At 40.9% G+C, this 14,065-nt stretch carries 13 protein-coding genes and 1 rRNA gene; 13 read left to right on the top strand and 1 reads right to left on the bottom strand.

What is annotated here, in order from left to right:
- From rrf to V6C21_RS03495, 9 genes are all read left to right on the top strand, one after another.
- Positions 1-85, top strand: a 5S ribosomal RNA gene (rrf, locus tag V6C21_RS03455); the annotation flags it as partial.
- A 792-nt stretch (positions 86-877) separates the two neighbouring features.
- Positions 878-1,855 carry a glycoside hydrolase family 130 protein gene (locus tag V6C21_RS03460; protein WP_479268336.1) on the top strand — a complete coding sequence of 326 codons (978 nt, stop codon included), beginning with the start codon at positions 878-880 and terminating at the stop codon, positions 1,853-1,855.
- Positions 1,856-1,910: 55 nt separating this feature from the next.
- Entirely contained in the window at positions 1,911-2,960 is a 1,050-nt protein-coding gene (locus V6C21_RS03465) for a nucleotidyltransferase family protein (protein WP_034838417.1), read from the top strand.
- Between the two features lie 37 nt (positions 2,961-2,997).
- Positions 2,998-4,170, top strand: coding sequence for a glycosyltransferase family 4 protein (locus V6C21_RS03470; protein WP_479268337.1), 1,173 nt, complete (start codon positions 2,998-3,000; stop codon positions 4,168-4,170).
- Complete coding sequence (locus tag V6C21_RS03475; protein WP_479268338.1) at positions 4,167-5,210, top strand: glycosyltransferase; 1,044 nt, start codon at positions 4,167-4,169, stop codon at positions 5,208-5,210. Before V6C21_RS03470 ends, V6C21_RS03475 begins: the two co-directional genes overlap by 4 nt.
- Positions 5,211-5,232: 22 nt before the next feature.
- A complete protein-coding gene (locus V6C21_RS03480; protein WP_034838425.1) occupies positions 5,233-5,517 on the top strand; it encodes a co-chaperone GroES in 285 nt (94 codons plus the stop codon).
- Positions 5,518-5,556: 39 nt separating this feature from the next.
- Positions 5,557-7,176, top strand: coding sequence for a chaperonin GroEL (gene groL / locus V6C21_RS03485; protein ID WP_479268339.1), 1,620 nt, complete (start codon positions 5,557-5,559; stop codon positions 7,174-7,176).
- A gap of 219 nt (positions 7,177-7,395) precedes the next feature.
- Positions 7,396-7,848 (top strand): Hsp20/alpha crystallin family protein, encoded by a 453-nt coding sequence (locus tag V6C21_RS03490; RefSeq protein WP_051492392.1) that lies wholly within the window; start codon positions 7,396-7,398, stop codon positions 7,846-7,848.
- A 73-nt stretch (positions 7,849-7,921) separates the two neighbouring features.
- Positions 7,922-8,104 (top strand): hypothetical protein, encoded by a 183-nt coding sequence (locus V6C21_RS03495; protein ID WP_034838430.1) that lies wholly within the window; start codon positions 7,922-7,924, stop codon positions 8,102-8,104.
- A 168-nt stretch (positions 8,105-8,272) separates the two neighbouring features.
- Here V6C21_RS03495 and V6C21_RS03500 read toward each other — a convergent pair whose 3' ends face one another.
- Positions 8,273-9,199, bottom strand: a complete 927-nt coding sequence (locus tag V6C21_RS03500) for a dipeptidase (protein WP_479268340.1) — start codon at positions 9,197-9,199, stop codon at positions 8,273-8,275.
- A gap of 478 nt (positions 9,200-9,677) precedes the next feature.
- Here V6C21_RS03500 and V6C21_RS03505 point away from each other — a divergent pair, with 478 nt between their 5' ends.
- The 4 genes from V6C21_RS03505 to V6C21_RS03520 are packed head-to-tail and all read left to right on the top strand — an operon-like array spanning position 9,678 to position 14,013.
- Positions 9,678-10,415 (top strand): thioesterase II family protein, encoded by a 738-nt coding sequence (locus tag V6C21_RS03505; protein WP_479268341.1) that lies wholly within the window; start codon positions 9,678-9,680, stop codon positions 10,413-10,415.
- Between the two features lie 10 nt (positions 10,416-10,425).
- On the top strand, positions 10,426-12,405 hold the full coding sequence (locus V6C21_RS03510; RefSeq protein WP_479268342.1) for a cyclic peptide export ABC transporter: 1,980 nt from the start codon (positions 10,426-10,428) through the stop codon (positions 12,403-12,405).
- A gap of 14 nt (positions 12,406-12,419) precedes the next feature.
- Complete coding sequence (locus tag V6C21_RS03515; RefSeq protein WP_479268343.1) at positions 12,420-13,730, top strand: C45 family autoproteolytic acyltransferase/hydolase; 1,311 nt, start codon at positions 12,420-12,422, stop codon at positions 13,728-13,730.
- Positions 13,731-13,758: 28 nt separating this feature from the next.
- Positions 13,759-14,013: an acyl carrier protein gene (locus V6C21_RS03520; RefSeq protein WP_034838440.1), complete on the top strand. Its 255-nt coding sequence runs from the start codon at positions 13,759-13,761 to the stop codon at positions 14,011-14,013.
- Positions 14,014-14,065 lie beyond the last annotated feature (52 nt).

Raw genomic sequence — 14,065 nt, forward strand, 5'->3', positions numbered from 1 at the left:
TCCCATTCCGAACACGGAAGTTAAGCTCATCAGTGCCGAAGATACTTGGCGGGCGACCGCCTGGGAAAATAGGTCGGTGCCGGCACTAATTTTAAAAGCAAGCTGTCTCCAGCTTGCTTTTTTTGTTGCCTTTTTGCAAGAATATGTTATTTCGCTGAAAACGTCTCCTTTTCCCCAAAAAGTAGACACCTAAAGTGTAAAAGAAGGCGCATATTGTTTTGTTTAATTATTTTGTCCAGCAGATCTGCTGACATTCAGAATGATAATAAGGTTCAGAATATTATATATTTATATATAGGGTAAATTTGAGGCAGTATCATTTGCAATTAGATTAACTGTGTAAATACTATTTAGAAGTAGTGGCCGCTTGTACTTATTAAATTGAATAATCGTTAATATTGCAACGACAAACCTGTATATTCCAATATTGCAATGAAATAGTAAGATTTTGCGAGATAAAATGAGATAATTTTAAAAAAATCAGAACAAATCAATAAAACCACCGGAATATCAATGTTGCGCACCTTATATTGAAAAGTTAGTATAATAGTGTTAGCACTCGCAGCGACAGAGTGCTAATCAAAAATAGAAATTTAATTAATAGAATATAGGCTTTATTCCAAACACTCTTCTTATATTTAATGTATATCGTTAGATATTGGGGGTGATTTTTTATACCCTTTAAGCAGAATTGAAGATGTATTCTATGTTCGGACCACTGAGAAACACGTAATTCACACCATGCGAATTCTATTTTGCAAGTAAAAACTGAAGAAAACGGATGGTGGTTTTACTCACAAGAGACGGTGCGTCCAATAAAATATTGCCCCTTTGAAACAGAAAATTTAACAATAAATAAACAAAGGTTGTGAAGAGATTGAATCATTTTGAAACACGTTTGAAGGCAAGTGACAACACTTATAAGGAGTTATTCCGCCGTTATCAGTATAATCCAATTTTAACGGCGAAGGACTGGCCGTACCCTGTAAATTCGGTACTCAATCCGGCGGCTACAATATTTAACGGTAAGGTATTGCTTCTTGCCCGTGTTGAAGATAGAAGAGGCTTTTCACATCTTACAAAGGCGGTCAGTGATGACGGTATCAGCAACTGGGTCATTGACAGAACACCCACGCTGGCACCTGATCCGGACCATCCTGAGGAAGCATGGGGCATTGAAGACCCGCGTATCACATATATAGATGAGCTTGGAAAGTACGCGATTACGTATACGGCTTATTCAGAGTCAGGGGCAGTTGTGAGTATGGCCTTGACCGAAGATTTTGAAAATTTTGAACGCATAGGGCCGATTATGCCGCCTGAAGATAAGGACGCAACGATTTTTCCATATAAATTTGATGACCGTTGGCTACTAATCCACCGTCCAATTGAGCGCGGGGCAAATATATGGATTTCAGCCTCCAATAATCTCAAATATTGGGGAGCTCATAAAATTCTTATTAATTCACGCGGAGGAAGCTGGTGGGATGGAACCAAAGTTGGTATCTGTGCGCAGCCGCTGGAAACCTCAGAGGGTTGGCTTTTGCTATATCACGGCGTGCGGAATACAGCTTCCGGTGCAACTTATAGGCTTGGCCTTGCGCTTCTTGATTTAAAGAATCCGCTCAAGGTATTACGCCGCAGTGATGAGTGGATATTTGGGCCGCGCGAGGAATATGAAAAGCAGGGCGATGTCCAAGACGTTGTGTTCCCGTGCGGTTGGATTCTTGACAAAGCAACAGGAAAAATTCGCATGTATTATGGTGCAGCGGATACATGTATTGCGCTCGCTGCCGCTTCACTTGATGAACTTCTGGAATATATCATGAATTGCCCTGAACCAGAAAATCCTTAACTGAAAATACCGAATATTTGATATATAAAATTTATACGGTAAGGAGGAATGAATTTTGAAGGCTTTATTTCTGGTAGGCGGTAAGGGGACGCGGCTCAGGCCGCTGACTGAAAAATTGCCTAAACCAATGGTGCCAGTAATGGGAGTACCGCTTTTGCAACGAAATTTCGACAGGCTGAAAACTTTCGGTATTCAAGAAATTGTCTTGAGTACCTGTTACAAACCAGAATGCATTGAGCAATATTTTGGTAGCGGTGCTAATTATGGGCTTCAAATTCATTACGTCAGTGAGGATCTTCCTCTGGGGACAGGCGGCGCTATTAAAAATGCTGAGCGTTACTTTGATAAAGAGCCGTTTTTTATTTTTAACGCCGATATCATAAGTGATATAAATTTTGGTGAGATGCTCAGATTCCATAAGCGCAAAAATGCTGATGTAACTATCGCGGTTACCCGTGTTGATAACCCATCTGCCTATGGCGTTATAGAGTATGACGATCATGACTACGCCATTACTTTCCGTGAAAAACCGAAGCCGCATGAAGTTGTTTCTCATTACATCAATGCGGGTGTTTATATCTTTAATCCGCAAATCCTTAAACACATTCCGGCTGGCAGACCGGTATCGGTTGAGCGTGAGGTATTTCCGAAACTGCTGGAGAAAGGAAAACGAATCGCCGTATACAAGGGCTGCAATTACTGGTTGGATCTTGGTACCCCGGAGAAATACATGCAGGCTCACATGGACGCTTTCCAAGGGCTTTACCGAATAGACGAAGCAGATTTTGAAAAAGAGCCGATTTACGGGCGTTTTAATGCAAAGATAAGCGGAAAAGCAATACTTCGCGGGCCAGTTTATCTTGGAAAAGATGTGCGAATTGAAGCCGGTGCTATAGTCGGGCCAAACGCTGTAATCGGCGACCGCTGCTGCATAGGAAAGAAATGCAGAATTGAAAATAGTATACTCTGGAACGATGTTACAGTAGAAAATGGGGTAGAGATAATTGATTCTATCGTAGCGGATGAATGCCGTGTCGGACTCAGCACGTCATATGAGAAAGTAATTTTTGCCGGAGATGCTTCCAAACGTCTTGCAATTTCATAATAACCAACTATTTAAAGTTAAGGGGGAATCAAAAAGTATGAGTGGCACAAAAAAGTTGAATGTCGCTTTTTTAACAACGTATCCTCCACGAGAATGCGGAATAGCAACATTCACCCAAGATATCATCAACGAGCTCAAAAAATCAACATCAGTAAAAACCGGCGTAATAGCGATTACAGATCAACCTATGCATTACGGGGAAGATGTACGGCTTGAACTCAAACAGCATGACCGTACAAGCTATATAGAGACTGCGAGAAAAATAAATCGATCCGATATTGACGTATTAGTAGTGGAGCACGAGTATGGAATTTACGGTGGTGAATGCGGCGAATATCTGCTTGACCTTATTGAGCTTTTGGAAAAGCCAATTGTTACAACGCTTCACACCGTACTACCATCTCCAAGCGACAAACAAAGGGAGATTCTTAAACAGCTTTGCGCAAAAAGTGAAAAGGTTGTAACAATGGCGATGAATTCAAGAAAAGTGCTGGAAGACGTATATGATGTTGATTCCAGTAAAATTGAATTGATTCACCATGGCGTACCGGATTTAAAATTGCCGGAGAGGGACGAACTAAAAAAAGAACTTGGTTTAGAGAATCGCATAATAATCAGTACATTTGGCCTTATCAGTCCCGGAAAAGGTTTGGAATATGGCATTGAGGCCGTTGCCCAGACCGCCAAAAAGCATCCAGAAGTGCTGTACCTTATACTCGGTCAGACACATCCGGTAATACGCAAACAACATGGTGAAGTATATCGCAACAGCCTTGAGAAAATGGTACGCGAACTGCAGGCCGAGGACAATGTCCGGTTTGTGAACCGGTATCTCACAAAAGAGGAGATAATCCGTTATCTAAAACTATCTGACATTTACATGACGCCTTATCTCGGTAAAGATCAAGCAGTCAGTGGTACGCTTGCATATGCTGTCGGATGTGGCAGGATTATTGTTTCCACTCCTTATTCATATGCGAAAGAAATGCTTGCGGATGGCAGGGGACTGCTTGCAGACTTTGAAGATTCAGCATCTTTAAGTGAATGTATAAATTATGTAATTGAGCACCCAGAAAGAAAGAAACAGATGGAGCAGAAAACAAAACTGCTCGGCGACAACATGAAATGGAGTGTTGTTGCGGACTGTTATAGACGTACATTCTATAAAGCATACAGAGAATATTCAAAGAAGGAGCGGGTAGCTGTATGAGTCCACAGTGCCGTAAACTTCCGGATGAGCGGTTTATATTCCGTTTAACCGACGATACCGGTATGTTTCAGCACTCGATTTACGCCGTTCCTGATCCCACAAAAGGCTATACCAGCGATGACAATGCACGGGCGCTGATTATGGCAGCTATGTTTTACAAAGCGTCCGGAGAGGAACGTTATCTGGATTTGGTTACTCGTTATCTTAGTTTTCTGGCTTATGCTCAAAACGACGGATGGTTTCGCAATTTCATGGATTATGACCGAAATTTTACTGAGAAGAAAGGCTCCGATGATTGTTTCGGCCGGTGCCTGTTAGCGTTGGGATTCACTGCATCTCGAACGTATTTACCAAATAGTATTCGCGGTGTGGCGGACAAGATATTCCGCGATGCAGTTGACAGTTGTGACAAATTATCCTTTTTGAGAGGTAAAGCTTACGCTGCAATAGGCTTATGTTTCAAAAATGAAGATAAGTATCACAGTATTCTTTCAAAACTGGCGTATGATATTGCCATTGCATATGAGCATTGTGCTGCAGCGGATTGGAAATGGTTCGAAAATGAAATTACCTATTGTAACGCAGTCCTGCCATGGTCAATGCTTGAAGCATATGAAGTTTTAAAGGACGAACATTATCGAAAAATCGGGTTGGAAAGCCTTGATTTCCTATTAAAAACAACATTTGTAGGGGATATGTTCCGCCCTGTGGGCTGCAAGGGCTGGTATAAGCGCGGAGAAACACCTGCGGAATTTGATCAGCAGCCAGTTGAAGCTTGCGGAACGATGCTTGCATGCCTAAAGGCCTTCAAGCTAACCGAAAATAATGCCTATCGCAGCTATGCTCGGCAATGTCTCGAATGGTACACCGGTCATAACAGTCTAAATATTTCGCTCATAGACCCGGATACGGGCGGTTGTATGGACGGGCTTACTCCGAAAGGCCCAAACCATAATCAGGGAGCGGAAAGCCTTGTTTGCTGGATAATCGCATCGCTTGCTTCGCATACATATTTCGAGGAAGAAGACAAAGAAGAATGATACAGGAAAAGGAGTGAGCTTTGTGAAGATTAAACCACTCGGAGCAAGAGTCCTACTAAAACAAGAAGAAAGTGAAGAAACTACTAAGTCAGGTATTGTACTTCCGTCCAGCGCAAAGGAAAAACCAAACTGGGGAACAGTAGTTGAAGTCGGACCCGGAGAAACTAAGGACGGACACGAAATAAAAGTGACCGTCAAAAAAGGCGACCGGGTTATTTACAGCAAATACTCAGGAACAGAAGTCAAAATTGACAATGAAAAATATCTGATTCTAAATCAGAGCGATCTACTTGCAGTTATTGAATAATCCTAATAAAAAGTCATATTAGTAGGAAGGTGTTTGAAAATGGCTAAGATGATAGCGTTTGATGAAGATGCAAGAAAGTCAATGCTTGCAGGTGTTGACAAACTGGCCAATGCGGTCAAGATTACGTTGGGCCCGAAAGGACGCAATGTCGTACTTGAGAGAAAATATGGCTCACCAATAATCACAAACGACGGTGTTACGATAGCAAAGGAAATCGAGTTGGAAAATCCATATGAGAATATGGGAGCCCAGCTTGTAAAGGAAGTTGCCAGCAAAACCAATGATGTCGCCGGTGATGGCACAACCACTGCTACACTTTTGGCACAGACTATTGTTCACAATGGCCTGAAGAATGTTGCTTCTGGTTCTAATCCGATAGCGCTCAAGCGCGGTATAGACAAGGCAGTTGCCAAAGCCGTCGAAAGCATCAAAAACAGCAGCCGCAAAATCAAAGGACGCGAGGACATTGAATTTGTCGCATCCATTTCCTCTGAAGATCCGCAGATTGGGCGTTTTTTGGCGGATGCAATGGAGAAAGTTTCTTCAGACGGTGTTATCACTATAGAAGAATCCAAAACATCAGAAACCTATATCGAAACGGTCGAAGGAATGCAGTTCGACCACGGCTATATTTCTCCCTACATGGTGACAGATAAGGAAAAAATGACGGCGGAGCTGGAGGATCCGTATATACTCATTACTGACAAGAAGATCAGCAATGCACAGGAACTCCTGCCGGCTCTCGAAATTATCGTAAAGAAGGGCGCAAAGCTTCTGATTATTGCCGAGGATGTAGATGGTGATGCACTTGCTACATTGATAGTCAACAAACTCCGCGGTACATTCACATGCGTAGCGGTGAAGGCGCCCGGATACGGTGACCGTCGAAAAGAAATGCTTCAGGATATTGCAATACTGACCGGCGGTCAGGTAATATCCAGCGATATGGGCATGAACCTTCAGGATATCAAGGAAGACTGGTTCGGCAAAGCAAAATCAGTTAAGGTTGACAAAGAGAACACAACCATTATTGACGGTTTGGGCGATAAGCAGGCAATACAGGACCGCATAAAATCCATAAAACATCAGATTGAAACAAGCACCTCCGATTATGATAAAGAGAAGCTCAACGAGCGCAAGGCAAAGCTCAGCGGCGGTGTAGCCGTTATCCGCGTTGGCGCCGCAACCGAGACAGAAATGAAAGAAAAGAAATACCGCGTCGAAGATGCATTGAATGCTACTAAGGCTGCTGTTGAGGAAGGTATTATTCCAGGCGGTGGTACTGCGTTTATCAATGCGATACCGGATGTCCAGAAGCTTGCGGATTCACTTGAAGGGGATGAAAAGACCGGCGCTTACATTATTGTACGTGCGCTGGAAGAGCCGCTTCGCCAGATCGCAGCGAATGCAGGTGTTGACCCCTCAGTCGTGGTCGAAAAGGTCCGCAACAGCGAAAAGAGCATCGGCTATGATGCAGCAAAAGAAGAATATGTCGATATGTTTAAATCCGGTATTATTGACCCTGTAAAAGTTACAAGGTTTGCACTTCAAAATGCTGCATCAGTAGCGGGTATGATTCTTACGACCGAAAGTACGGTTGCTGACAAGCCTGAAAAGAAGCAACCGGCACCGGCTCCAAACCCGGATATGGATTATTAATAGCAAATATGCACGTTGTAGTGTCAAAAAACCGGAAAGTGCAAAAAGCGCTTTCCGGTTTTTGCATGAAAAACTTAATTCAAGTTTAGACAAAAAATATTTTTGTATGCAAAACTTTTGACATCAGTTTCGCCCGGAATATCTATCTTCTGTTTTAAATAATTTTGAATACAATGCATAAAATAAATGTGAGCGTAATCTGGAAGGGAGGAATTTGCAATGAGCCATGAAAGACATGAGTTGACGCCGTTTTATAACAATGACTTCGGCTTTTTTCCGTCAAATTTCTTTTCAAATTTTTTGAGCGATAGATTTTGGGACAACTTTGGATTTTGGAATTTCGGAGGCTTCAAAGTTGATGTTAGGGAAAAGAAAGACGCATATATCATAGAGGCCGAAATGCCGGGTATAGATAAAAAGAATGTTGACATTGATATCGATGATAGAATGCTTACAATTTCAGTAAATGTTGATGAAAACAAAGAGGCTAAAGATGACGGTGGACGTTATATAAGAAGGGAGCGCCATGTTGGTTCTTTCAGGAGAAGTTTTTCGATGGACAATGTCCGGACAGAGGATATAAAAGCCGAAATGAAAAACGGGATTCTAACTATAACCTGCCCGAAAAAAACCGAATACCTACCAAAATCAAGAAAAATTGATATACAATAGCTGCCTTTAGCCTGCCATGCTGACTATTTGCCGGAGTTTAGGCAATACTAAAATAAAAAACAGGAGGCTATATATGGCAGCTTTTGATGTGCGCGTCCGGTTTACCGGAGTGATGAGCAAGACAATTTATGCTACCGATAAGCAGGAAGCGCTGAAAAAAATGGAGGCTCAAATTGAGGAAAGTATCCATGATGTTGAAATAAGTGATGTTCAGTTCAGTAACAGTGATATTGAAATAAACGAGATAGAAAAATAATGGCAATATAACCGCTCACCAAGCGGTGGACAAGTTTAAATTGTTTTCCTGTGTTTTGCACGTTTTGATATGCGGAACAATACATCTGTCGATGGATTTACAATAGTTGAATAAAAAAGGACACGTTGGATTAGCGTGTCCTTTTAATATTTCTAAATAAATTGTTAATTATAAGTTGTTTTCAAAGAAACGATAAGCATTATCAAAAAAGAGAGCATTGACAATTTGCTCGCTAAAACTTTTAAGCAGTTCATCATAGATTTTGCTGATATCCTCGACACCTTTCATATCATAAGGTAAATCGGAACCATCAAGGTCTCCGCCTAATGCAAGAACATTTTCGCCGCCAAGTGATAAGAAGTGCTCTATATGATTTTTGACGTCTTTGATAAAGGCTTTTCCGCCATCGCGTAAAAAACCGCGGTAAAGGTTAATACCGACTATTCCACCGCGCTTTTTTATTTCAATAAATTGCTCGTCTGTAAGATTGCGTTTATGCGAGCAGATTTTTTGTGAATTGGAATGAGAGGCGATAAACGGTTTTGAGGTTACTTCTGCGACATTCCAAAAGCCTTTTTCTGAAAGGTGTGAAACATCAACGATCATTCCCAACTGTTCCATTCGGCGCACGACTTCAACCCCGAATTCGGTTAGTCCTTTTGCGTGTTTTACCATAACGCCGTCGCCGATTTCACATCTTCCGTTCCAGGTAAGCGTCATAATTCTGACGCCCATATTATAGGCCTTGTCGAGGTTTTCAATTTTCCCTCCGAGTGCGGCACCGCCTTCAATCGAAAGCAGTGCCGCAGTTTTGTTTTTGTTGAGAGCGGACTTTAATTCGGCAGCATTACGGCAAAATAAAATCTTATCGCTGTTTTTCGTCATTTGAAAAATGAAAGTTTTGTAGACATCTTCAAATCGTCTTACTGCCGATTCTCCTCTGTATTCGTCGGGTATCCAGATGGCAAAAACCTGCGCGAGCGGATTATATGCTTGAGCTCTTTTCAAAGACCAATGCAGTTCATTGTCAAACAGCTCAGCTTTTTTTAAATAACATTCAGTAATTGTGTCACAGTGCAAATCAAAGTATTTCATATTGACTCCATTCTGCCGCGCCGGCTTTATCCAAATATAATGACGAATAGCATATCTGGTATATTTCAGCGCGGCTATATGATTATCAGCTAAAGGTGAATGGGTAAATTCATCTTTTTGATTATAGCATAGCTTTATGAAAATGACGAAATATTTATGCCTGAATTATAATCAAAATTATGCCCCGCAAAAATCAAGATGCATTAATAAACTAAATTATGACTTATAATACTAAAATAGTATTGACAATAAGACAATAATAAGTATAATGTAATTAAATTAGGATAATATAGACAATATAAAAGAAAAAATTACAAAAATAGGCATATTAATTAATTTATAGTGGAATTGATTAATTTACAATCCAAAACAATTTCAATAAGCCGGAGAATAATATATAAAACCGCATGATAGAAAGCTTCATCGTAATTTCGGATACATAAAATCTCTTACGGATTTTGTTCTGGGGAGTAAAATCATGAAAAAAGTCAAGCTGTTCTGCATACCCTATGCTGGTGGTTCTGCATTCGTCTATTATAAGATGAAACAATATTTAAATGCAAGTATTGAACTTTGTCCTGTTGAACTCGCCGGCAGAGGGAAAAGGATGAGAACGCCCTGTTACGAAAGTATTGACGAAGCTGTTGACGATATCTGCGGAATAATAAGAGAGAAAATTGATGACAGCCCATATGCTTTGTTCGGTCACAGCATGGGCGGTATTTTGGCATATGAAGCGCAAAACAGACTAATCAAGGCGGGCAAAAATGCTCCTGTGCATCTATTTCTATCCGCTGTCCGGCCGCCGCATCTTATGGAAAGGCAAAAAGTACTACATACACTTCCAGATGACGAGTTTATAGTAGAAATCCTTAAATTTGGCGGAACAGACAGAAGAGTCTTTGAAAATGACGAGTTAAGCGAATTTTTCATAAGGCTTTTAAAATCGGATTTAAAGATTATCGAAACATATAGATATGATAAGGAATACGAAGTTACCAAAACGGATATTACGGCTCTATCTGGCAAAGACGACAATATAACTTACGATGAAATGTCAGAATGGGAAAAGTATACTTCAGGTAAATTTAAAATTTTTCAGTTCGGCGGCAACCATTTCTTTATAAATAGCTGTACCAAAGAGGTTGCTGATGTAATAAACCATGAAATTGCCGTTGATAGCGGCTATGAATATCAAGTAACGAAAACGCTGTAGGAATGATTGTATGTTTGACAATGATTTATCGCTTATCGTATTTTGGGCCAGTATTGCCGTAAATTTATTGCTTCTGTATTTTATAGGCGATGCGGTAGTCAAAATTGTAAAGGAAAAGCGGAAATTCAAGGGCCACGGCATAAACGGGCTAGTTGCAGTATTATTGTCTACTATCACTATGTTGCTGTCTATTTTTTGCCTGTATGAAATTCCGCAGATACTTTACAATGGCTATAATTGGGCCATGATTTGGGAAATAGGCCCTGATGCCCTTATAAGGGCGGCAATTTCACTATCTGTTCTTGCACCGCTTCTCTACATATATTTTCTTATCTCGTTTTTCTTTGAAAAACCTGACGACAAACCGTATTTTCTCATAATTACTATGAGCGTGCTGAGCGGTTTCGGAAATTCCATGATGGTGTTTATAGTCAATGAGGCGCTCAACAGGACTCTCAACGATACTAACCATGCCGCGGGTATAGAAACAGGATTGTATGTCTATTTTATTCTCGGGCTTTTGTTTTTTACCGCAGCAGACTACTACACCAGAAAAAGAATGATAGTCCTTACAAACAGAATGATATTTGAAAAACGAATGAAAATAATCGATAAGATTTTCGGTGCTCCTTTTTACAATTTTGAGTCAATGGATCACGGAAAAACATACGCAGCACTTAACAATGACCCCGAAACGGTCAGTAATTTTGTAAATATGTTTGTTCAAATATTAACTGGTTCCGTTTCGCTGATATTTTGTTTTGTCTATTTATGGACTCTGAACGGTGAAGGAGCATTTTTATCAATAGTTATTATTGTCATTGCTTCCGCATTGTTTATGCTTGTTAGCCATTCGGCGCAGAAAGCATTTGAGAAGAACAGGGATGTGCAAAACCTGTTTTTTAAGAACATAAGCGATTTAGTAGGCGGGTTTAAGAAATTATACATAAACGGAAAGAAACGCAGCGAGTTTCACGATGATATTCAAAATAGCTGCAAAATGTATACCGATACACGCATTGAAGGAGATATCAAATTTGTCGGCGTTACCATATTCGGCAACATCATGTATATGCTCGTAATTGGCATAGTGGCGTTTACTTTCTCAATGATATTCCCTTATATCCAAAGCAATACGTTAAGGTCATTTGTCGTTGTCTATCTATATATGGGCAGCATAATAACTATGCTGACAAGCCAAATCCCAAGCCTTGTCCGTGTAATGGTTAGCTTCAGAAGGATTGAGTCTTTCATCAATGAAATCTCGACGCTGAAGGAAGAGCCGGCAGTTATATTTGAGGAAAAGACTTCTGATATAAAGATTCAGCTCAAAAATGTCAAATTCCATTACAAGAATACAAACGGCGAAGAATTCTCTTTGGGGCCAATCAATTATGAATTCCGTTCCGGCGAGATAGTATTTATCACAGGGGGCAACGGCAGCGGCAAGACTACGCTTGCAAAACTGATAACCGGTTTATATCAGCCTGATGAGGGCGAAATATTGGTTAATGGTGAAAAGGTCGACACCAAAACGTTGGGTAACTATTTTACTACTGTTTACAGCGATTTCTACCTATTTGACCGGTTATACGGTATCAACACAGATGAAAAGATGGACGAGATCAAAAAATATCTTGATATATTGAAAATCAGCGACAAGGTGAGCATAAAAGACGGCAAATTTACCACAACCAGACTCTCTACAGGTCAAAAGAAAAGGCTCGCGCTTCTTATTTCCTATCTTGAGGACAAGCCTGCTTTCTTCTTTGACGAATGGGCGGCAGATCAAGACCCGGAATTCAGAAAATTCTTTTATACCACCCTTCTGCCTGAGCTTAAAGCAAGAGGCAAAGCGGTCATAGCGATAACCCATGATGACCGCTATTTCGGCGAGGCAGACAAACTGATAAAAATGGAGATGGGGCAAATTATCGATCAATATGCGTCGTCATACGCCGTAAGCGGCGGAAAAACAGAATTGGCATAAGAGGGTGCTTATTTGTGACAAAAAAGCTAATTGCGGCGGCTCTTATACTTTGCCAAGTGCTTTTGTTCGGGTGCGCTGGTCGAACTGTAACAGTAGTCGAGGGGCAAAGCAGCTACCACGAAAAAGGTGTGACTATAACAAATAAGGGCAATTACTTTAATGTAGTTTTGGATTATACAAGCGGGCTTACTAATAGAGAAATGGGAGCAGCCTATGCAAGGGGAATATTAAAGGTTGTCCCTAACTTTGAGTCCCTTGTCGATTCATATATTTCAGAGATAAATAACGATATCGAGTACCGCAATAACATGTACAACAAGGATGGTCTGGTGACACAGATTGATAAAAGATATATGGACGAGATAGAAGGAATGGCGTCCGTATTGTCAAAGGACTACAAGAATCAGCGAAATGACAACAAGATTTCAAAGGATGAGCTGTACCTTTATAATTTAATAGCTGATATCGGTCAGGGCACACAGTGCAGTTTTGTTTCGGTTTATGGTTCGCGGTCGGCTACTGGCAGCACGATCGCGGGGCGTAACCTTGAATGGTTTGGCGGGCAATATAATCAGATATCGCAGATTCAGGCGGTTATAACTTTTATCTATCCCCAAAAGAAGATTTGCTCGATTGGCTATCTTGGATATATGGGGATTTTAACAGGTATAAACGACAGCAAGAATTTTGCGGCGATATTACTCGCTCCAACAGGTGAAGCTTATAATTCCCAGGGCAAAAGGTCGTTTCCGTTGGATCTAAGGACAGCACTTGAAACTTATGACACAATTGAAGAGATTGCGGATTATATGAAGGATTCTAAGAAATATTACGCAAATAACCATATAATTGCCCTATCTGACCCAGATAAAAGCATAATCCTTGAAAACAACATCAGCGGTTTTGGACCGCATGGCAGCAGGGTTAAGCGCGCAATCAGAACTGCTGATTCCCGCCTTAACGACGGCGTGACCTGGGGGATAAGTGATGCAATAGGCAGCGTTAATTCATTCTTACTTTATGGGAATTATGATAACCATACGCATGAACAGCATAACACCAAAAGATGGGAGAATATGAAGAAACAGCTACTGGCTGGTGGCGACAAGGTAACGCCTGAGGAATTGAAGAGTGTCATTACATATGACAATGGTTCTCCCGGCGCTGCAATCGAGAGCGGGGATATATACAACAGAGAAACAACTCAAATGGTATTGTTTCAGCCGAAAACCATGTCATTAGAAGTCTATTTCCGGCCAAAAACCTCAGAAAGGAATCCGGATACTCCTATTTTTGTAAAAGTCCCGGTTTTCGAGAATAACTGACAGTCAAGTAGAAGGTGGGGGAGAAGTAATGGACAATAAGGTATTTGAAAAGGTTAAGGAAATATTGCGCAGCCAGCTTCCAGATGGCTCAAGTGCGGAGATATCGCTTGATGATAACTTGACAGATCTGGGTATAAACTCATTGCTATTTGTAAAAATTGCGGTCGCACTGGAGACGGAGTTTGACATTGAATTTAAGGATGAAGATCTGGACATCAAGAGATTTAAAACCGTCGGAGATATCGTTTGCTATGTGGAAGATAAAGTAAGTGCCAATATTTAAAAATTAAGCACGATATATGCGGTTGTTTATCGACCTGACCGCAAATACAGGC

Origin of the sequence: [Clostridium] cellulosi (genome assembly GCF_036762875.1) — a bacterium.
GTDB lineage: Bacteria > Bacillota > Clostridia > Oscillospirales > Ethanoligenentaceae > Ruminiclostridium_D > Ruminiclostridium_D cellulosi.

Bases quoted from the DNA above. Each gene is read 5' to 3' on its own strand.
- V6C21_RS03470 (WP_479268337.1), top strand. From the start codon at position 2,998: ATGAGTGGCACAAAAAAGTTGAATGTCGCTTTTTTAACAACGTATCCT.
- V6C21_RS03475 (WP_479268338.1), top strand. From the start codon at position 4,167: ATGAGTCCACAGTGCCGTAAACTTCCGGATGAGCGGTTTATATTCCGT.
- groL (WP_479268339.1), top strand. From the start codon at position 5,557: ATGGCTAAGATGATAGCGTTTGATGAAGATGCAAGAAAGTCAATGCTT.
- V6C21_RS03490 (WP_051492392.1), top strand. From the start codon at position 7,396: ATGAGCCATGAAAGACATGAGTTGACGCCGTTTTATAACAATGACTTC.
- V6C21_RS03495 (WP_034838430.1), top strand. From the start codon at position 7,922: ATGGCAGCTTTTGATGTGCGCGTCCGGTTTACCGGAGTGATGAGCAAG.
- V6C21_RS03500 (WP_479268340.1), bottom strand. From the start codon at position 9,199: ATGAAATACTTTGATTTGCACTGTGACACAATTACTGAATGTTATTTA.
- V6C21_RS03505 (WP_479268341.1), top strand. From the start codon at position 9,678: ATGAAAAAAGTCAAGCTGTTCTGCATACCCTATGCTGGTGGTTCTGCA.
- V6C21_RS03510 (WP_479268342.1), top strand. From the start codon at position 10,426: ATGTTTGACAATGATTTATCGCTTATCGTATTTTGGGCCAGTATTGCC.
- V6C21_RS03520 (WP_034838440.1), top strand. From the start codon at position 13,759: ATGGACAATAAGGTATTTGAAAAGGTTAAGGAAATATTGCGCAGCCAG.